Consider the following 21,823-nt stretch of genomic DNA (forward strand, 5'->3'; position numbering starts at 1 on the left):
TTCCCTTCGGGGAAGTTTTTGATTATGCCATTTACTCAAAATAGATTCAATTCCTATCTCCCATTTTTTCTTTGATCTGTTTGATATCAGTTTTAATTTCTGTGATAAAGTTTTGAATATGATGTTCTGCAAATTCATCAGGCTCATATTCTTTGGTATTAATACTACATGTAAATTCCCAGATTTCTTTAATTTCAGGCAATGGAATTTTATAAGGCTCATAAAATTGATTGTCAGCCTTAACCCATATACCATCTGCTTCATGAAACTGAAATCTTTTGTAACTGATTCCATCATTAGTAGTAATGAAAACATACGTTCTGTCCGTTTTCAAGTCCGAAAGATTTTCTACATATTTTCCCACGATATAGGTTCCGTTCTTATAGGGGGGCATTGAATCTCCGTCAGCTGGAAATGCCCTAAACTTACCCCCTTTTAAAAAAGGCAATGATATGGTCTCCAGACTTTCTATGTATTCCGGATCTCCGTAGCCATTCAGGTAGCCCATTGAAGCTTTTTGGGGAATAATCTCAATTTGATTGTTTCCATCCTGATCAACCTTTATAGGCAGAACGATTCGATTGTCAGGAAGCTCCATGAGTTCATCGATAGAAAATTTTCTGACATCTACAGTCAACAATAGGTCGATGCTGATGTTATAGAATTTTGAAATTCTAAGCAATATTTCAATAGGAGGCTCTGTTCTACCATATTCATAGGCAACATATCTAGATCGGGTAAGAAATAATAGATCTGCCAGTTCTTGCTGAGTCATATTTTTCTTTCCCCTCAAAAACACGATGTTATCAGAGAATTTTGACATTGTTACAATTTTAGACAACAAAAATACAAAATTAGTTTCAAAACGTAACTAATTTTGTAACATGGAAAGAGCAATTGCACATATGGATTTGGATACGTTCTTTGTTTCCTGTGAGCGGCTTAAAAACTCTGTATTGGAGAAAAAGCCCGTTATCATAGGTGGTGGAGACCGTGGCGTGGTAGCATCTTGCTCCTATGAGGCAAGAGAATTTGGGGTGCGGAGCGCAATGCCCATAAAAATGGCTTTAAGGCTTTGTCCTGAAGCATTGGTCATAAAAGGTGATATGGAATATTATTCCAATATGTCGCATACCGTAACAGATATTATCAGGGAAAAAGTTCCGGTCTTGGAAAAAGCAAGCATTGATGAATTTTATCTTGACCTCTCCGGAATGGACAAATTTTTCGGATGCTACCAATGGACAAATGATATTGCTGATGCAGTAACCCATAACACAGGTTTGCCGATAAGCTTTGCGCTGTCTACCAATAAAACAGTTTCAAAAATTGGAACAGGGGAAGCAAAACCGGGAAGACTGGAAGTCAAGGCACAGCATATACAACCCTTCTTAAACCCGTTATCGGTAAAGAAAATTCCGATGGTAGGACCTGAAACTTTTCAACTGTTTTCAAGACTGGGTGTAAAGACCATACAAACCCTTTCGGAAATGCCTGTTGATATCCTGCAGCAGCTGGTTGGAAAAAACGGAACAGTTCTATGGAAAAAAGCCCATGGAATTGATGAAACTCCTGTTGTACCTTATTCTGAGAGAAAATCTATATCCACTGAAAATACCTTTTCACAGGATACTATTGATATACAAAATATTCAAAGTATTCTCTCCGGAATGGTAGAAAAGCTTTGCTATCAGCTAAGGCAGGAAAAATGGCTGACCTCAACCGTTATGGTAAAGATCCGGTATGCCAATTTTGATACGGAAACCAAACAATGCAAAATCCCTTACACTTCGGCAGATCACACCTTATTACGATATGTCCTTGAACTTTTCAAGAAAGTCTATACCCGAAGAATGAGAATCCGACTTATTGGGGTAAGATTTACAGGGCTTGTTCATGGCTGCCATCAGATGGATCTTTTTGAAGATACTGAGGAATTGATATCTCTGTATCAGACATTGGATAAGATTAAAAATAGATTTGGCTCCTCTAGCGTAGGAAGGGCTTCAGGAATATTAGGCTAGTTTTTATTGATTATGTTTCTCAATTGTCATACTTATCACAGCTTGCGATACGGTACCTTATCTCTGGAAGATTTGGTTCAGCAGGCTGTTGACTATAAGCTAAAAGTGCTGGCCTTGACCGATATCAACACCATTACAGGAATCTATGATTTTTATAAATTATGTCAGGAAAAGAATATCAAACCGATTGTAGGGGTAGAAATAAGAGTTGAAAATGAATTATATTATATATGCATTGCCAAAAACCAGGAGAGTATTACCGAAGTTAACAAGCTCTTAACAGATTACAACTGTGAGGGAATAGAAATTCCAAAAACAAATCCTTATTTGAAAAATACTTTTGTGATCTATCCCTTACAGAATACTCCCGATAATCTCCTTGATCATGAATTTATAGGAATAAGAACAGATGAATTAAACCTTCTGATAAAACCGGAATGGCAATGTTTGATTTCTAAAATGGTAATTCTGCAGCCTGTCACTTTCAAAACAGAAGAAGAATATCAACTTCACAAGCTTCTTAGAGCTATTGCAAGCAATACACTGATTACCAAATTATCAAACAATGATTATTGCAAGAACAATGAAACTTTTATTGGTAAAAGGACGCTTTTAGAAAAATATCAATACTATCCTCAAATTATTAAGAATACCCAATATATTGTTGAGGCAAGCAGTTTTGAATTTGATTTTAAAACTCCAAAAAACAAAAAACATTTCACTGACAGCAAGGAGAATGATTTCTTGCTTTTAAAACAGCTGGCTTATGAAGGTTTGCATAAACGATATGGCACCAATCATCTTCAGGCTAAAGAAAGAGTCGAGAAAGAATTGGCAGTAATTGACCAGCTTAATTTTTGCGCCTATTTTTTGATCACCTGGGATATCATACAATACAGCAATCGTATGGGATTCATGCACGTTGGTAGAGGAAGCGGAGCAAATTCCATTGTCAGCTATTGTATTGGAATTACCGATATATGCCCTCTGGAACTGGATCTGTATTTTGAAAGGTTCTTAAACCTCAATCGAAAAACACCTCCTGATTTCGATATTGACTGGAGCTGGAAAAATCGGGATACAATTCTGGAATATATATTTTCAAAATATGGAAAAGATCATGTGGCTTTCTGCGGAACCAACGTAGAGTTTAAAAGCAGATCAAGGTTCAGAGAACTTGGAAAAGCATTTGGCCTGCCTAAAGATGAATTGGATGAACTCTCCAAAAAACCGAAAAATCAGCATGATCAAAACTCAATTGTCCAGCTGATTTACAAATATGAAGAACTCTTAAAAAATTTTCCTAATCAAAGGAGTATGCACTCTTGTGGAATTTTGATTTCTGAAGAACCCATCACCCGATATTCTGCATTAGAAATGCCGCCAAAAGGGTTTCCAATCGTTCAGTTTGATATGCATACTGCTGAAGATATCGGTCTGGAAAAATTTGACATCCTATCTCAAAGAGGCCTGGGAACCATAAAAGATACGGTTAATCTCATTGAGGAAAAAAGAGGTATTACCATCGATATTCAGGATACCACCCTGTCAAAGGATGAAGCCACATGCAACGAATTCCTGAGTATTGGAAAAACCATTGGCTGTTTTTACATTGAATCACCGGCTATGAGAGGGTTATTGAGAAGACTGAAATGTGATAATTATAAAGTATTGGTAGCCGCCTCTTCTATTATCCGTCCGGGTGTCGCCCAAAGTGGAATGATGCGGGAATATATTTTTAGACATAACCATCCCGGCCATTTTGAATATTTTCATGAGGTCTTTGAAAAAGAGCTCGGTGAAACCTATGGCATTATGGTATACCAGGAAGATGTGATAAAAATTGCCATGCATTTCGGGGGTGTATCTGCCGCCAATGGAGATGTACTGCGAAGAGCTATGAGTGGTAAGGGAAGATCATTGTCTGCACTACAGAAATTAAAAGATGATTTTTTTGAATCCTGTAAGAAAAAAGGACATCCCGAGCAATTATCCAAAGAAGTATACCGGCAGATAGAATCCTTTGCAGGGTATTCCTTTTGTAAAGCCCATTCAGCGTCCTATGCCGTAGAGAGCTATCAGAGTTTATACTTAAAAGTTCACTACCCTATTGAATTTATGGTATCAGCCATCAATAATGGAGGTGGGTTTTACAGAACAGAAGTATATATCCATGAAGCTAAAATGTCAGGAGCCGTGATTTACAATCCATGTGTGAATCTCAGTGAGTATCAAACAACCCTCTATGAAAAAGAGGTATACTTAGGTTTAATGCACATTGAAAGATTGGAAGGCCTTATTAAGGAATTGATTCCTGAAGAGAGAAATAAAAACGGAAATTATAAGTCATTGGAAGACTTTGTAAAAAGAATTCCCATCGGTATAGAAACATTACAGATACTTATTTTTGTAGGAGCATTCAGGTTTACCGGTAAACAAAAACATGAGCTATTGATTGAAGCCAGATTTCTGTTGTCAAAGAATCAATACAGAGCCAAAACGATTTCATTATTTGATCAGCCCCAAAGAGATTATCAATTACCCGTTATCCAAAGGGATCGTTTTGAGGATGCTTTTGATGAAATCGAAATACTCGGATTTCCTGTTTCTTATTCCATATTTGATTTATTGAAAACAAAATATAGAGGGCATGTTCTGGTGAAAGATCTGGTGAAATACCATAAGAAACAAGTCAAAATGCTGGCTTATCTTATCTCAAGGAAACATGTCCCGATCAAAAGGAAAAATTATCCTGGACAAAAAGATGATATGTACTTTGGAACCTGGATTGATGCAGAAGGACACTATTTTGATACGGCTCATTTTCCAGACAGTCTTAAAAAATTTCCATTTAAGGAAGGAGGCATTTATCTCTTGCTTGGTACAGTCGAAGTAGATTATCACTTTCCTTCTGTTACTATTACAAAGATGGCTAAAATGCCTCTTATTCCAGATCCCCGATACTCAATGGATAAAGACAAATCTCAGGAAATTCAAAGAAGCCTTCGGGAGGATGTGAGTATGACTCATCGTAGTCCATATCCGCAAGAGCATAAAATAGGATTACCTAGAAAAAAGGGTTATAAAAATAATTTAGATTAAAATTACACTGCTAGCAAAAAGCTTATTTACTTATATTTGATAAAACTAATATAACTATGAAGCCATTTGCAGAAGAAAGGATTATTTATGAAATTATTGAAGAACTGACTTTAGAAATTAATGAAAAAAGAAATGATGTATTACAAAGAGCATCCTCTATTTTAAAAAGAGATGTAACAATACAATCTTTTCATGGAATTATTGGAGGAAAAAATAATACATACGTTGATAGTGTTAGAACACAGTTTTTGGACTTTAATGATTTTTTTTCCAATTGGCTAAAAGGATTAAATGATGATTTTGAAGAAAGCAGAAAAGCTTATCTCCTAAGAAATGATGAGTTCGACTGGGATTCAAAAGCAGCCTCCCGTAATGTACTATTACTTCAGGATGAAGAAATATTCTATTATACTCAAAAGTTTTTGGAAAGAAATTTTTTTAAAAATCTCAATGCTAGGCTCAGATTAAAACCTGATGAAAATTTATGGGCTATTTGGTTTGGTTACGAATTAACCTACGGGTTAATAATTGCTCCCAAAAGAATGATCGACAAATGGGGAACAGACAAAAGTGAAATAAGAAAAGCTAACTATAGTTATTGGACTATCGGTCATATCATGGAAACAGGATTGATTGATCCCACTTTAAATGATCCTATTAAATTCAATTTATTAAATGAATTATTAACGTTCTATCAAAGTGTTTTAAAAAGACTATCCAAGTCAGAGTATGAACAACAAATTTATGATATGTATGTTGAGTATATTAAAAGTTCAAAAGACCCACTAAATGAACCTTTCTTAATTCCTGAATTCAGATATGCAGGTTTAATAAAAAAACATGAATATAGACTCGATTTTACAGTATTGAATCAACACACAGTCGATTTCGTCGGGATTGAATTAAGCCCTGCATCATCACATATGAAAATATCAAATCTTCAACAAAAACAAACATTGGTCAATCAGGAAATCAAGGAGAAATGGGAAAAAGAAATGACGAAAAGAAACAAGTATTTTGATAGTTTTGGAATAACAACTAAAACCTTTACTGATACTCACCTGAAGGAAATGAATTTATGTTTTCAACAGATAAAAAATATTTTAGAAAAACGGCCCAAAAACCCGACTTCAATTAAGAATCAAAGGGATAGACTTCACTCATTTAGTCATTAATTAAAGCAAATTTTAACTGAAATAGGATTTTTTTAATTCTGACTTAGAAATAATTAAAGTAAAAAAATCCATATAATATTTTTGAATCCTAAATACTGGAAACCGTAAAATTATTCATTTTATTGTTTGTAAATTTATTAACAAAAACACATCATAGATATTTAGTCTTTTTAACTTTTAAAATGATTTATGAACGACGGATACCTTATTGTCGATAATTTAGAAATAGAGCCTCATATAAAATTTTTGAGGATTAATCCTACTGATCTTCAATTGACCCTTAAAAATATTCTTGATTCTTTGACAAACCTAAGTTGGTTAAGCAGTTTTGATAAGGATTATATCAGATCCAGTTACGAAGAAAGAGCAAAGCCTACTGTAGAACATATAAGTACAAAGATTATTCAGGAAGATGCTAATGAAGTAACCTCTAGTTCAGGAGAATACATTGTATCTGAATTAGCACGATTATCTATCGTAAATCAATTTAACTATTTAGATGTCCCGCTCGCCGAACTTTTTAAAAAGAAAGTTATTAATAATCATGGATTTGATTTTTACTCAAAAAACTCTAATTTTAATATTCTTTTCGGAGAAGCAAAATACGTTGCAAGCCAAAATGCCTATGGAAATGCATTAGGCCAATTAGCTCAATTTTATAATGACAAACAGCATATCACTGATATTGTTGATATACAAAACTTCTTCTGTGAAACTTCGAAAGAAAATTGTTATAAGGGAGAAATTGGATTTATAGCAGCTTTTTCATCCAAAACAACGAGTACAGATTTACTTATAAAAAATATAAAATCCAATGCGGATTATATTGCACTACAGAATTTCAAAGAAATCATATTAGTTGCTGTTAATATATGAGTGAAAATTTTATACGTAATACAGGAAAATGATAATATAGATGATATATTTTCGTATGTTTTAAATAATATTTACAAAAAAGGTCCCATTGATGTTACCGATTATCAAAATCTATCAAAGAATTGTTTTAATAGATCTTTCATTAAAGTACAAAAACTTTACTTTTCGTAGACTGATCCCTAAATATAAAAATTCAAAAAATCTGTTAAAATTTTAACTAACGCTGAATAACATTTGCAATTATTCCTATTCCGCCTAATAAAACCAAGAAAAATAAAACCAGAGAAGCCAATTGAAATTTCGTCTCAAAACTTTGAGATTCAAATGAAGAAATATTGTCCACAAATTATATATTTATTTTACACATAAGACAAAAAATACTAATTTAGTCTAAGCCTACAAAAGAGACTCTGCTGGAAAAAACCTTCCAGCAATAAACTTTAGATATACGGAAATGAGACCTATAAAAGGTCTCATTATTTTATTTCCGATACTTTTCACTCCTTCTTAGTTTATAGTGAATCTATTTGATATAGCACACGCACACATAAGTATTCTAATCTTTATAATCTTTAAAAGTAGATGGGTCAACAGGTGGTTTTGGTAATTGCAGTGCAGCAATTGCAGAATAAGCATTAGGAAATTTAAATCCCCATTTTTTAAAGAAATCAGTTAAATCGTATCCCGAAATTTTGCAAGATTTAGTCATAAAATATTCATATTTATCACTACTATTTTTAAAAATTGGTCTTTCTTCTCTAGTTATTTTAAACAATTTACTGTAAAAATCATTTCCATAGGCATACTTCAATTGTATTAGCATTGCTGCTCCTAGCCATCCTGCTCCAGAAAGTCTAGCATTATAGTTTTGAATTTTACTATAATCTCGCTCATCAATTGATTTATTGAAGTAATCATCCATGTCTAACCATACATTACTCCAAGTTCCATAACCTTCTGCATATTTGTTTTTCGGTATATTAGCGTCAACACCTACAGAAATTGTAAAAAACTGTGCTATAGTCTCTGGTTGTGTTGTCCATGATTGCTGATGAAGATGTCCAAATTCATGTCTTGCAATTTTTACAAAATCGTCTTTAATGCCATATGAAGTGGCTGCTACATAGGACTGAGCAAATCCACCTGCATATGCGGGGATACATATAGTTAATAACTGAGGAATTTTCATTGATCTATGCAGATCACTTGAGTTATCCAGACCAATTAAATCATCTTCTAATTTCAAATAAGTATCTATTTTTTCTAAAATACTATTATTATTTTGAGTGCTCAAATCCTTCTGTCTCTTACTTAGAACAATATAAACATTCTGCCCAATCAATAATGCATCATCAACTCCTGCAGATGCAGATAAAATTTGTGAGGCAAAATGAGTTGATTCAGTTTTATTTTTAATAAATAAAGGGACCTTCTCATAACCCGACTCAAAAGTTATCTTTACCTTACTTGATGGTGACAAATCATTCCCATAACGTACCCAAAGCAACCCTCCTTTATCATTTGCCGTAATGGTATTTAATCCAGCAGCTAGTTGTACTTCTTGTGGTTTATTACTGATTCCTTTTCTAGCATAAGTTCCGATAAGTAATTTTGGAAGAGTTGTTCCACTAATTTGCTCGACATTAAGGGTTAATGCTTTATTGGCCTCAACATAAAATCCTGTTGGCATAAAATCAGTTAATAAAAAGTCTGATTGCAATCTATCTTTCTCATATTTAGCAGAATAATGTTCAGAAAACATCTGATTTTTTTCTCCTAAAGAATTTACATCATAATAATCGTTCGTTGGCTGATTAGACACCACCCTTTTATTAAAAGCTTTTACAGAAATATTTTCAGGTTGTTTGGAATCCATAATATCACTTTGACAACTGGAAAATAACAAAAGAAACATTCCATTTAAAAAGGCAAAAATATTCTTTTTCATAAATAATTATATTTTTTATGTACTCATACAATTGACAAAGCTACCACACTAATTGAAAAAAATATTATAATTTAAGAACTATATTTTGTAAAAAATAAACTAAAATGAATTTATTTATTTTTTTAATTGCCATTTCTTTATTTCTTCATTAGTATGACTGTCAAGAATCTTAGCGTAGCGGTAAAGGTTACAATAAGAACACATTTTGATATTTTCATAAAATAGACTAAAACTTTTCTTATCCTATTTTTAATCTCCGTTGTTTAATTTGTCTTGATAAATTTGCTTTCAAGTAAAATATTACATGCAATTCTTCGGAGATCATGCCTCGGAATTTGTCAATTACAAAAAGAAGATGCGAAATTACAATACTAGATGCAAAAAATACAAAAGTATTTGCTAAATTTTAGTTATTAATATAAATTAAAACTCTAATTGGCTTACCGTTTTCGAATATTAATATTTGGAATAAAATAATTTGAAGAAATCTACAGATCAGTATTGTTACCAACTGATAAACAACCGGAATTAGAAGAACTTATAAACCCTATTTATTGTAAATCAACATAATATTTTAAATGCTTCAAATTGATTCTGATACCTGCCACAGGTATTTTTCTATAGAAAATAATTGGAAATCATGTTATTCGTTGTCGGGATTTACTTTATTCAAAAAAAATAGCTCCTATCCTTGAAATCACAGCTAATGTGCTTGCCAGTATCAAACTTGTATAATGTACTTGAGAAGGGTAAAAAAGAAAAGCCTTAGAATATAGATTCTAAGACTCCTCCGATCGAATTATTACATTCTATTATTTTAATACAATAATTTTCTGAGTGAAATTAATTGTTTTACTTGTAATATTAACCATATAAGGTCCATTGATTAATTTGGAAACATTAACTTTCTGTTGTTGGTTAAGGTTAATATATTCTGTATTAACTAATTTTCCGGTAAGATCATAAATTGCTACCGTCGTAATTCCGGATAGGTCTGTGTTTGAAGGTACTTTTATGCTAAATTCATCTTTGACAGGATTTGGATAGATTGAGATTCCACTGTTGTTAGCAGTAATCGTTTCTTTTGTACTTAGTGTGTTACATTCAGTTGGAATGGTGAAATCTTCAACCTGATCATTAAGATCAGCTGCAGGATCATTGAAACCCATATAAAGGCCATTCAATCCACCAGGACTTGCATTGACTCCCAACCCTCTTTTTGCAAACGTTTTCCAGATCATACATTTATCAACTCCTCCTGTTGTTGCCTGGTCAGCAGCCAATATAGCATCTCTTCCCTGTATAAAACTTGGGTTACATGGCTGTAGTTTAAGAGCGTCCATAACCAATTGTAATACTTTTGCACTTCCACTATTAGGATCAGCCAATACATTACTGTTATAACCATATTTCTCTACATACTTCCAATTCAGATCCCATAACATTGTAGCCCAAATGAAACCGATGCTGTGAACATCTGGTCTTGTAACCGGATAGACACCACCCAGTACATCATTAACCTTCATCCCGTTAGTCTTGGCATAAGTGAAATTATTAATGTTAAAATCAGGTGAATATTTTGCAGGTCGTATACCAGCTCCATTGATTTGTTCTCCTTTCGTAAAAGTACCCATTCCTCTTGGCACAGAGGCATTATCTCCAGGCCTGTTGGTTACCATTAAAGCAAAAAAATCAGACCACCCTTCTCCCATCTGTTCATTATCATCGATCCATGATAAACAGCTGCTTCCTGTACCAGTCAATCGATTAGAGATACCATGTCCATATTCATGTGCAACTACACCATTATCAAGACTTCCGTCTTTATAAATATAATTCTGCTTATCATATTTCAGCGTTGCATTTACTGTAGTCCCTGCTGTTAATTGATTAGCCAAAAATTCGCCTTCTGATTTTCCAATCATAATAGTAGGTATTGTAATTGAAGCATCAGATCCTCCTAAACCCACTGGTGTATCACTGTTTGGGTGGTATTGAATAACACCAATAGCTCCAGCTGTCTGAAGATTTTTTGTTTTAAGTGCAAACGCACAACCTCCTGCAGTAGTTACGGCAATTTTCCCAGTCAGGGTTCCTGCCGAAACAGCACTACACGCATTTGCAGGAACTGGCAGAGCCAGATCACCCGTTACCGGAGGATTCCCCTCAAGTGCCGGTCCAAAAGCAGCGGTAGTACTTTTCGGTATTCTTGTTGTGAAGTTTGCCGGTGCATTATAAAAAAGATTCTGCATATCTTTTGGTTCAAAAAGATACATCTGCATTCTACCACTTGTTCCTTCTACGGCCGGGTTAAAATTTGCATTATTATAAGCTCCTCCATCTCTAGCTTCAGCAAGAACCGGATCATTTCCAGTACCACCATTGGTAAAATTATTCATCTGAAAATTTCGGGCAGATTCTGTAAATCCAAACTTATAAAACACATCATGCATTTTATTGGTGGTGTAAAACAGATTTGTTACTGCTGCAGAGGTATAATTTTGCGGAGGCAAAGTAACATCCATTGGAAAATCAAATACTCTTGATGCACCTCCATCGGGAGAAAACTGAGGTGTGTTTGTATTATTCTCATCCGTATATGTATAGGTGTTATTTCCTCTTGTTATGGTATAATGATTCGTTCCATCAGAATGCCATCCCTCTGGAGAGGCTGTTAGATCCCACGGATTAGACACCAGCGTTCTGTTTCCAAATGTTGGTCCTTCAATAGGAAATGCAAGCACCTTATAAGAGGCATCATCTGGCGCAAAAGCAAAATTAGTAGTTGTCTTTTTCAGATTTGCCGGAAGCGAATAAGATTGTGCTGTTTCATTCGTTTGAGATATCTCTAAAGGTAAATGCTCATAAGCATCAGAATGAAAATCACATGAAACAGTTGTATTTTCCTTATACAAAATAGAACCGTCTTCAGTACTTATAATCACATTCCACACATTACTTGTTCCTTTTTCTTCAATAAAGAACTGGTATCCCAATTGTAAAGTACCTGCTTTTGAGTAATAAACGGTTGTTGCTTTAATAGGATTTTGTAATGTATTACTATCCTTTGAAGAAGCGTTCTTATTAATTTTTTTTACTGCCTCATTGATCATGAGATCTTTATTGGCACTTTCTTTACCTTTAATACTGGTAGGATAATCTTTGATGAAGGTGTCTGCAAAGCTTAAAACTTCATTTCCACGAACCAAAACATTTGCTGAACTACCGAAAACAGGGATTCCATTAAGAGTCTGTTGTATCCCTACCACTTCACCTTTCAAACTTTTAGATGGATCAACATTGATAATCTGAAAAGCTTTCAGTTCCGAGCTGACTTTTTGTAAGGGTCCTTTTGCAGAATTCATATACCCTCCTATAATCCGCTCATATTTCTGGGCAGAAAGAGAGCCAAAACAGCCGAGGGAGAATAAAAGTAAAAATTTAATAGTAAATTTAATTCTAATCATAATACATATTTTTTAGTATGCTGCTAATTTATGTATTTTTTTGCGAATTAATCATTGAAATGATTAAAAAAATGAAAAATTATCAATTTAAACATTAATCAAAAAATACTATAAAATTTTAATTTAAAATTATAATTTCAATATAATTTATTATATTAAAGTTTATTATCTGTAAAATAAATCAGATTGCACTTTTTTAAAAAAGGACACCAAAGTCTCCATTTAAGGAATTACACATCATCCTAAAAGCCTAAATTTGGTTTAAACCCCATTAAGGATGAATATTAAAATTGTTGTTTTCAATCATTAACATGCCAAATTTTCTATTTTGTCGACTGACCTTATAGAAAGCAAAATTACTTGATTGGTTTGATATTCTGATGGTACTGTGGATCAATTAGATGACCGCTATAAATATTCTTACTTTTATTACTTTGTTTTTTTAGCACCTTGAATAAAATGAGAAAGTTTTATTAATGTTTTCACATTAAGGATAAATAGTGTGTGTTTATACTATACATAAAACAATATAACTATAATCAATTTTAAAACAAATAAATAATTGAAATGAGCAATTTACAAACCTGCAGAAAAAAAACAGAAAAAATTTCAAATTCATGGCTATTATCTCAATGAAGCATAAAGGCTTAAATCTTTTATACATTGAAGGAGAAGTTAGTAAGGTACACAGCATTTAGTAAAAAAGTCAAAATGATTCTAGCTGTTGTTGATGTGCTAGAAAAAGTTCCTAAAAAATTTAAAAAACCTTCAGCATTTTAGGTCCTCACAATTTAAAAGGAAACAGCTCCGATTATCGGTCTATATCATTTTCAGGGAACTATAGAATAATTTTAAGCAGGCAACATACTTGGATCTAATTGACTATCACTAATTAAAAAATGAGTCTTAATTTATGGCAATCAAAAAGACACAGAAGTCTAAATGTCCATGTTGGATAAGTTTTTAAAGAATTTGTAATCGATCCGACACAGTTAACGATAGGAGAGGCTTCAGAGTACTTGGATAGAACAATGTTGACACTATCCAATGTTATTAATTGTAAAAGTGGAATTACACCAAATATAGCACTTTGTATAAGTTTTGTGTTTGGTAGAACGCCTGATTTTTGGTCAAGCTTACAAAGAAAGTTTGACCTCATTAAAGTTGAGAACGAGTTTGACGAAAAAGGACTCAAGAAATTATTTGCTGAAAAAACAATTAAAAGTTAATATCTTTGATAGTATACTTAAGGTTAAAAAAGGTAATCTTAGATATGATTTTTAAATATAATAGTTCTAGTGATATTAATTGATGAGACTAGAGAAAAAATAATAAAATAAAAGTATGCAAGGATTAATTAAAACTGAAAAGCAGTATGAAAAGTGTCTGGAAAGAATCTATAAACTAATGCAGACTGATATTATACCAAATTCTAAAGAATCAGATGAATTAGAAATTCTTTCAATTCTAGTTAAAAACTATGAGGAAGAACATTACCTATATAGAAAATTGTACTTTTAGCAAACAAAAGTGAGAATTATAATAATGTAAAACTCTCTAGATAATTCTAGGGAGTTTTTGTTTTATGCATTAAATAGTCGTTTTGTTATTTATAAAGAATAGTAAAAATATTATGGTCTCTGTGATTATTTCGGTTATAAGTCTTTAACTAAAATTTGACTCTTTTAATAATATGCTTGATTAAGTTCATAAATACAAGAAAAGCAATATTATTCATTTCTAATTTATCATTTTTTTAATATATACGTATTTAATTAATTATTTTTGATTATCAATGTTAAAAAAAATAATTGACCCATATACAGTTGTTGGAAATTTAAATTCGAAAATTAGCATAGATGAAAGTGAAGCAAATATGATTAAATATTGTTTTAAACCAATTATTTTTAAGAAAAAGAATAATTGGCTGGTAGAAGGGCAATTTAATGATAAAATGTTTATCGTGGAAAACAGCTGCAACTTGGAATGTTGAAAAAACAATTTCAAAGGTAAGAATCCTATTAGATTCTAATGAAACAATTAAAAATATTGAATATCATATAAGGTAGGCTTTACAGAACCATCCCGCTTTAGTAAATTTTTAAGAGATATATGCATATTTCTCCTAGTCAGTATCGGTGTAAAATAAATCGCGAACTAAATTCATGAAACATAGTATCAAGTTTTATTTTCGAATCCATAATATATTAATATGTACAAAATATAGGCTATAATATATAAATATAAAGATGTATTTGGTTTTAAATTTGAATAAATATTGCCTTCTTAATTATTAATTAGAACATTTGTGCGCATTTAGAACTTAAAGAAGGCAATATTTATTCAGATAATTTTTAACCGAATAATGAAGTTAGCGAATATAAATAATGTAAGACTATTCATGCTCATAGAGATATTGTTTCTAATTTGCATTATATCTTTTGTTTTTGTCTTTCACAGCATTGAAAATTTCATATATATACTATTTTTTTTATTTTTAATAATTTGGAGGATTATATACAATCTTATGGTAGTAAAACAAATGAGGTTTGAGAGCACAGGTCAGATTCTAAGAATCAAGGTTAATCATCCTTTTATTAATAATCATGCTCATCCTTCGATATATTATATTACATCTGAAAAGAAATATCTTCTTTGCTATGAGCTGATAAGTACATTCTTTAAGACTATTCTGATTATACACTTTAAAATTTCACCTAGAATAAGTTGTTTTCCTACTAAACATACTGTTTCTTTCTGTAGGCTGAGTAGCAAACAAATTCAGGAAATTACAAATGAATTGGATAAAATTATATATCAAAATTCTTGTTTAACAAATGATTAGAGGTATTTAACCCTCTAAGATTAAAGAGAAACGGATTATATGATAATGATTGGAATGCAAAAAAAATGGTATTATGGAAATTCTCAAATATAAACTAATTAAATAATCATAAAAAATTAACTTACTCTAAATGGGCAACAGGTGATATAAAAATTTTTATATAAAATAAATCTATTTTAAATTCGTTATACTATTAAAACATTATATAAATTTATTATGAAAAAGGTTATTGCCAGCGTATTAGCGCTATCATTATTTACTACTGTTGTTTCGTGTAAAAAAGAAGCTCAAACACAATCCTCTGTAAGCACAGACACATTAGAAACAATATTACCAAAAGATTCTATTGCAATACCAAAGACCGATTCAGTATCAGCTAAGGCTCCTTTGGTAGCTACTACAATTGACATTATAACAAAAAATGACGGAAAATATCCTCATAATATCAAATTATTTGAAGATAAGAGTTTTACGGATCGTTTGAAGAAAGTGGTTGGAAAAGAATATGATGAAATGTTAAAAAGTTTCAATGTAGAAAGTCCTATTGTATCTGAGAACGGGATTTATAAAATTCATGGATGTAAGCAACATGATTGCCAGGCATATGCTACCTCTATTTATTATGACCTTAAAAATGATAACCTGAATGTTTCTATTGATAAAAATAGAAAGGTGACTGATTTTGAAGAGAAAGGAAAGATTAATGTTACAGAATTTCTGAAAGCTAAATAACAGGACAATAGTCTTTTGAGAGTAAATGGCTGCTTTTTCCAAAAGGAAAGATAGGGCTATGACTTAATAATATTTGTTTTTTTGCCAATGATCAAATTTTAGTTGTAAAATAAAAAAAAAGATACTAGATTAAATAATGAACTTAAAGTATGAAAAAGACACTATCAATATTAGCGATATTAATATTTTCGCTTTGTTTTTCTCAGGTCAAAAAGTCCGTGGAAAAAAATTACATACCGAAGAAACACAAGGTCGTTAGAAAATTAACTATTCCTAAAGGACAGAATTACTCAATTACCGTAGAGAAAGATTCCCTTAAGAAAGACACCCTTGTTGTTACAGAGGAATTTACAAGACAAGTAAACGTACAAAAAAAAGATACAGAGATAGCCAAAAAACACTAAAAACTAATGGCTATATACACTCTTGTATGGATGGATAAAACATAGATACTATCAAGATTTCCGGCTCGGCTATATGTTGAAAAAAGATAAAATTTAAGTCCTCAAATCGTTTATATAAGGGTCGGCTCACGAAATACCTACGATAGTTAAATCATAATGGTTGTACTCATGACTACTTTTTTTATAAATGGAAAAGACTCTATCACTTCTAAAAAGTATTATAGAGATTTATCAGAAAATTGGATTTTACTAGATAAAAACCTTGTTATAACTGCTGAAAGCTGGAAAGCTATTAATATGAAAACAAAATAGCAAACTAAAGAATTGTTTAGAGCTTCCTTTAAGGGAGCTTTTTTTTATTTTTATCTAACACATCCTGCTGACATTATTTTTCTGACTATAATTTAGTTTTTGGTGTTCCTACGGATAGGCTTTTCATACTCAATCTTTTTATTGAGATTCATATCAGAAATTTTTATTTTTTATTTTCTCATAAAAAGTATTTCAAACAATTGCTACAATCCCTAACGCAAATAAGTGCATATTCTTTCGTTCGCTAAATTTTAGTCCACAAAGCTCCGTTACATATATTATATCATCTTTCCGAAATTGTTTTGGAACAAAAAATTTCCTTTGCGCTAAGAAATATCCTCTTTGAAGAATATACCCAATTGTTGTTATTCCCTTTTTTAATTTAGGCTCAAAATCATTATTAAGTTCTAATGCAAATAATATTTTTTTCTTCAATTGTTAATTCAACAGGATTATCGAAAAGCTCAATATCTTTTTCTTTTAAAAGATTTATTCTAGGCATCAGAAATATTTTGTGAATATAAATATATCAGAGTATCCACCTTAAATCAAAAAATTGAAAGGCAGTTGGAAAAAGCAATATCCTGACGAAAAAATTTATATTGATAAAGTAACTGGTTCTATTCCATTTAGTCAGAGACCTTCTGCAAAGGAGCTTCTCAATGACATTGGAAAAAATGGAATTCACTTTATAAGCGTTTCTAGTATAGATAGATTGGGAAGGAATACACTTGATGTGTTACAGACAATTGAAAAGCTACACAAAATTAATATCTGTTTAAAAGTAGACAATTTAGGTTTGGAGAGTTTGGTGGGAGGTAAATAGAATCCTACATTTAAATTGATAATAAGCGTTTTAGCAAATATCAGCGAAATGGAAAGAAATTCCATATTAGAAAGGCAAAGAGAAGGAATTCAAATTGCAAAAGCCAATGGAACCTATAAAGGGAGAATGAAGGATACGACTGAATCAATAGAGGAATTCCTAGCTAAATATCCATCAGTTATTAATTATTTAAAAAGAAAAAATTCCCCAACTATTATTGAAATCTCAAAATTAACTGATTGTTCTAAAAATACAGTACAAAAGGTAAAGAAGTACATGAGAATGATTGATGAATAACATTTTTATAATTCACGATGCATTATATTATATAGATCTTATCTTATACCACGATGATTAATCGGTAACCTACTGCTCTGATATTTAAAATATTAATTCTGGGATCTTTTGAAAGTAACTTTCTCAGCTTTGAAATAAAAACATCCAGACTACGGCCGTTAAAGAAATTGTCATCTCCCCAAAGATCTATGAGCGTCTTATCACGTAAAAGAATACCGTTTTCACCGGTAGCAAGTCTATGCAAAATCTCTCCGGCCTTTGGAGAAAGGCTGAGAGATTGTTCTTTATATTTTAGCTTAAGGGTATAAGGGTTATATTCATAATCGCCTATTTTGATAGTCTTTATAGGTGCAGCCGAAACTGTTATATTTTTAAGAAGCCTAGTCATTCTTGCTATAAGCTCATCAATACTAAAAGGTTTTCGTATATAATCGTCTGCCCCTATAGAAAATCCTTTTAATACATCTTCTGTTAATACCCTTGCAGAGAGTAAAATCACAGGAATATTATTTCCCTGCTCTCTAATTCTCTTCAAGAAAGTGTAGCCATCCAGCTTGGGCATCATAATATCTGCGATAACAATATCGAATGATTGATCTTTTATAGATTCAAGCCCTTTCTCTCCGTTATTGACCCATTTTACCAAAAAGCCTTCTCTACCCAGTATTTCGCTGGTTACTTCTCCAAGATCTGCATCGTCTTCTAAATATAATACTCTGACTTTAGTATTCATACGAAAGCATATTTATTTCCATGATTGTACCTTGTGTTTGAGTCTGTAATAAGTGGATATTTCCGCCTTGTTTTTTCAAAGAGCTCTTCACAAAACTTAAACCTAAACCAAAACCCTTCACTTCGTGTAAATCATTATTCATAATTCTGAAATAAGGATCAAAAATGTCTTTCTCATATTTTTTTGGAATACCTATGCCATTATCTTGAATTGTTATCATGATGCGGTTATTTTTTTTGGTTGCAGAGATAAGTATTATGGGCTGCTTATCACAATATTTTAGAGAATTGTCAATCAGATTTAGAAATATCTGCCTTAGCTGTTCTGGATTTCCTTTTACATAAATATTTCCATTAATGTTTTCCAGCTTAACTTCTGCCTGCTTTTTTACTATAATAACCGAAAGACTATCCTTTATCTCTTGCAATAAAGATAATAAATTTACCGGCTTCATTTCCAATGTTTCCATATTACTATCAGATCGGGCATTCTGTAGGATTGATTCTACAAGAGAAGAAAGCTGATTCCCTGCTCTCTGGATAATATGTGCAAATTTTTTAACGTTTTCGGACTCATTTGCTATATCATATTTTCCCAGTCCTTCAGCTGCAATTAGAATAGTAGATACTGGAATTTTAAGCTCGTGCGTCATATTGCGGGTAAACACCTCTTTGTTTTTGAGGAGTTTCTTATTAAGCAGCAAATTACGATATAATATGAAAAGTGTTCCGAGGAAAAGGAGCATATAAAATATGGAAAATAGGATGGGACCCCATATAGAATAAATTGTGGTTATATATAAGTTTTTTATGTGAATACTAAAGTTTTCTTTATCGTTAAGCAATGAATTTATTTCTTCTGTTGTATTTTCATGATCTAAAGCCTGCCCTGAAGGATAACTGGTTATCTTTTTTTTAATTTTATGATAAACTATTATATCTCCATATCTAAACAGTACCGGCATAGACCTTTTTATAGATGAATAAAGAAGGCTGTCGGTCTTTGTACTTGAAATATTTATTTTTGTTGTTGTTTTGTTGCTTTTCAAATTATTTGATTCTAAAACAACCACCCTTATATTTTTGTTTTTTTTATAAGATTCTTTTATCACTCCTTCCTTTTCTCCAAGAGCCGATTTCACTTCAGGATTCTTCGAAAGCTCACTCATCAGTTTATTAAACAAGGTCTGCTGCATTTCTAATCTTGTCCGTTCCAGTAAATCTTTCTTTTTAGACTCAAAGGTATTCCTCAGCCAATACCCTTGAAAGATAAGAACTATCAATACTGTTAGTATTAAAAACGGTTTTCCGAAACGAATAAAAAAATTATACATGAAATTTATATTTCTATACATCAATATTACATATTATAAAATATAATAAAACAATTTGATAACATTGTTTAACACTTGATAACAATTTGATAACTAAGATACTTTTTGATAGTAACTAAATTTGTATTAATAAAAAAATTCAATGATGAATACAAAATTTAAGAAATTAACTTTCTTCCTTACTACATTACTAGGTTTAATTAATATTTATGCACAGCAGATAAAACTGCCTTTCGAATTATCAAAGGACAATAAATCTATCTTTATAAAGCTTCCCATGGAAAATCAAAAAGATAGTTTGCGCTTTTTTTTCGATACAGGAGCAAATACAACTATGTTAGACAAGAAAATAGCAGAAAAATATAACCTTAAAACGAATTATAAAACAGAAGTTAAGGGAGCAGGAGGTAAGAAACTTTATGATCTTGTGATAAATCAAAAAATATTCTTAGACCGGAACAACTCTATAGACAGCACATATATTGTATTAGATGATTTATCAAGGTTCAATACATTATATGAGAAAAAGTTTGATGGAATTATAGGTGCAGCGATTTTAAAAAATTATGTCACTAAAATTGATTTTGAAACAAAAACCATGAATTTATACAAGTTTGATGACTCAGTAGATTATAATGGCTATGAAAAGATTCCTTTTGAGTTTTACTCTGGAATTCCTAGGTTTCCAATTACTTTTGAGCTAAGAAATAACGAAAAATTTTCTGGTGATATACTATTTGATAGCGGTGCTGGACTAAATCTTCTGGTAAATGCACCTTATACAGAAAAAAATGATTTAATACATAAGATTGGAAAAACAATAACGAAAAGTAGTATCAATCTGAGCAACAAAACAAATTATAATAAAGGTCTTATTGAAAGTATTCAATTAGGTAGCACCATAATTAAAGATGAAAATTTAGGAATTCATTTCTCATCGGATAAACAAGGTGTTAGTTCTTTAGATAATCTCTTAGGGATATTGGGAAGCGAAATTATTAACAGATTTAATTTCATTCTCGATTATAAGAATAAAAATCTTTATTTAAAGCCTAATTATCTTTTTCATAAGAATTTTAAATAAGAAATTAGTCCTACATCTTTAAAGTATAGTGACGAGAGGAACGAAATTATAACATCAAGTGTTATAAAAGATACTGATGCATATAAGAAAAGCTTAAAGGAAGGGCAAAGAATTATATCTATAAATAATATTATCAGTAAAGATATATCAGATATTTCAATTCCAAAAAAATTAGTATCAATACCTACAAATTTAATGTCTGAAGTAAATATGTGATAGAGTGGAAATTTTGTCCCATTTATGGTTTGAAGCCATATACTACTGTAGAAAAAAGAAAGCCACTAGCACAAACTGAAGTAAAGCCTTCAACTACTGCAAGACTAGCAATGTGCTCTGTAAGCTCCGTATCAATGTGGTATACTGAAGATAATTACGCTGCTAGAGGTTACTGGGAAACTCGATATATTACAACATGTACGGAAAATCCTGGAGACGGAGGAACAGGGGGAACAGGAGATATAAATCCTTGCCAGAAAATGAAAGATCAAAGTTCAAATGCTAATTTTAAAGCCAAAGTTTCTGAGTTAGATAAACCGGAAATGTTTACAAAAGATGTAGAGACGGGTTTTGCTGCTGCATATGGAGCATTACCTTTCCAACAAATTGTTAATGGATATAACGGATTGATTTGTGCCATCTAAAACGGAGTTATTGTGCCAGTTGTT

At 31.6% G+C, this 21,823-nt stretch carries 14 protein-coding genes and 1 pseudogene; 9 read left to right on the forward strand and 6 right to left on the reverse strand.

The window, feature by feature from the left end:
* Window positions 1-46: 46 nt before the first annotated feature.
* Entirely contained in the window at window positions 47-823 is a 777-nt protein-coding gene (locus AAEU33_RS20245) for a LexA family transcriptional regulator (protein ID WP_345989951.1), read from the reverse strand.
* Window positions 824-884: 61 nt separating this feature from the next.
* Between AAEU33_RS20245 and dinB the strand changes: the two genes are divergently transcribed.
* The 4 genes from dinB (at window position 885) to AAEU33_RS20265 (ending at window position 7,177) form a co-directional block, all read left to right on the forward strand.
* Complete coding sequence (dinB, locus tag AAEU33_RS20250) at window positions 885-2,024, forward strand: DNA polymerase IV (RefSeq protein ID WP_345989954.1); 1,140 nt, start codon at window positions 885-887, stop codon at window positions 2,022-2,024.
* Window positions 2,025-2,036: 12 nt separating this feature from the next.
* Window positions 2,037-5,126: a DNA polymerase III subunit alpha gene (gene dnaE / locus AAEU33_RS20255; protein ID WP_345989956.1), complete on the forward strand. Its 3,090-nt coding sequence runs from the start codon at window positions 2,037-2,039 to the stop codon at window positions 5,124-5,126.
* A 56-nt stretch (window positions 5,127-5,182) separates the two neighbouring features.
* A complete protein-coding gene (locus AAEU33_RS20260) occupies window positions 5,183-6,301 on the forward strand; it encodes a hypothetical protein (protein ID WP_345989957.1) in 1,119 nt (372 codons plus the stop codon).
* A gap of 189 nt (window positions 6,302-6,490) precedes the next feature.
* Entirely contained in the window at window positions 6,491-7,177 is a 687-nt protein-coding gene (locus tag AAEU33_RS20265; RefSeq protein ID WP_345989959.1) for a hypothetical protein, read from the forward strand.
* 556 nt (window positions 7,178-7,733) lie between these two features.
* On the opposite strand, the gene AAEU33_RS20270 is transcribed toward AAEU33_RS20265, so the two are convergent.
* Complete coding sequence (locus AAEU33_RS20270; RefSeq protein ID WP_345989961.1) at window positions 7,734-9,125, reverse strand: M60 family metallopeptidase; 1,392 nt, start codon at window positions 9,123-9,125, stop codon at window positions 7,734-7,736.
* Window positions 9,126-9,937: 812 nt separating this feature from the next.
* Window positions 9,938-12,592: a T9SS-dependent M36 family metallopeptidase gene (locus tag AAEU33_RS20275; protein ID WP_345989962.1), complete on the reverse strand. Its 2,655-nt coding sequence runs from the start codon at window positions 12,590-12,592 to the stop codon at window positions 9,938-9,940.
* 3,061 nt (window positions 12,593-15,653) lie between these two features.
* On the opposite strand from AAEU33_RS20275, the gene AAEU33_RS20280 reads away from it, so the two are divergent.
* Both AAEU33_RS20280 and AAEU33_RS20285 read left to right on the forward strand, forming a co-directional pair.
* Window positions 15,654-16,169: a hypothetical protein gene (locus tag AAEU33_RS20280; protein WP_345989964.1), complete on the forward strand. Its 516-nt coding sequence runs from the start codon at window positions 15,654-15,656 to the stop codon at window positions 16,167-16,169.
* 149 nt (window positions 16,170-16,318) lie between these two features.
* On the forward strand, window positions 16,319-16,573 hold the full coding sequence (locus tag AAEU33_RS20285) for a hypothetical protein (RefSeq protein ID WP_345989966.1): 255 nt from the start codon (window positions 16,319-16,321) through the stop codon (window positions 16,571-16,573).
* Window positions 16,574-17,077: 504 nt separating this feature from the next.
* Here the strand turns inward: AAEU33_RS20285 and AAEU33_RS20290 are convergent.
* Window positions 17,078-17,320: a hypothetical protein gene (locus AAEU33_RS20290; protein WP_345989968.1), complete on the reverse strand. Its 243-nt coding sequence runs from the start codon at window positions 17,318-17,320 to the stop codon at window positions 17,078-17,080.
* A gap of 121 nt (window positions 17,321-17,441) precedes the next feature.
* Between AAEU33_RS20290 and AAEU33_RS20295 the strand changes: the two are divergent.
* A pseudogene (locus tag AAEU33_RS20295) lies at window positions 17,442-18,008 on the forward strand (recombinase family protein).
* Between the two features lie 43 nt (window positions 18,009-18,051).
* Here the strand turns inward: AAEU33_RS20295 and AAEU33_RS20300 are convergent.
* Both AAEU33_RS20300 and AAEU33_RS20305 read right to left on the reverse strand, forming a co-directional pair.
* Entirely contained in the window at window positions 18,052-18,741 is a 690-nt protein-coding gene (locus AAEU33_RS20300) for a response regulator transcription factor (protein ID WP_345989969.1), read from the reverse strand.
* The gene (locus AAEU33_RS20305; RefSeq protein WP_345989971.1) at window positions 18,731-19,924 is read right to left on the reverse strand and encodes a HAMP domain-containing sensor histidine kinase; all 1,194 of its coding nucleotides are present in this window, start codon (window positions 19,922-19,924) and stop codon (window positions 18,731-18,733) included. Before AAEU33_RS20305 ends, AAEU33_RS20300 begins: the two co-directional genes overlap by 11 nt.
* A gap of 292 nt (window positions 19,925-20,216) precedes the next feature.
* Here AAEU33_RS20305 and AAEU33_RS20310 point away from each other — a divergent pair, with 292 nt between their 5' ends.
* Together AAEU33_RS20310 and AAEU33_RS20315 are read left to right on the forward strand one after the other, a co-directional pair.
* On the forward strand, window positions 20,217-21,158 hold the full coding sequence (locus AAEU33_RS20310; protein WP_345989972.1) for a retropepsin-like aspartic protease: 942 nt from the start codon (window positions 20,217-20,219) through the stop codon (window positions 21,156-21,158).
* 212 nt (window positions 21,159-21,370) lie between these two features.
* Window positions 21,371-21,799, forward strand: coding sequence for a hypothetical protein (locus AAEU33_RS20315; RefSeq protein WP_345989974.1), 429 nt, complete (start codon window positions 21,371-21,373; stop codon window positions 21,797-21,799).
* Window positions 21,800-21,823: the final 24 nt, after the last annotated feature.

The organism is Chryseobacterium sp. Chry.R1 (genome assembly GCF_039645525.1).
Classification (GTDB): domain Bacteria; phylum Bacteroidota; class Bacteroidia; order Flavobacteriales; family Weeksellaceae; genus Chryseobacterium; species Chryseobacterium proteolyticum.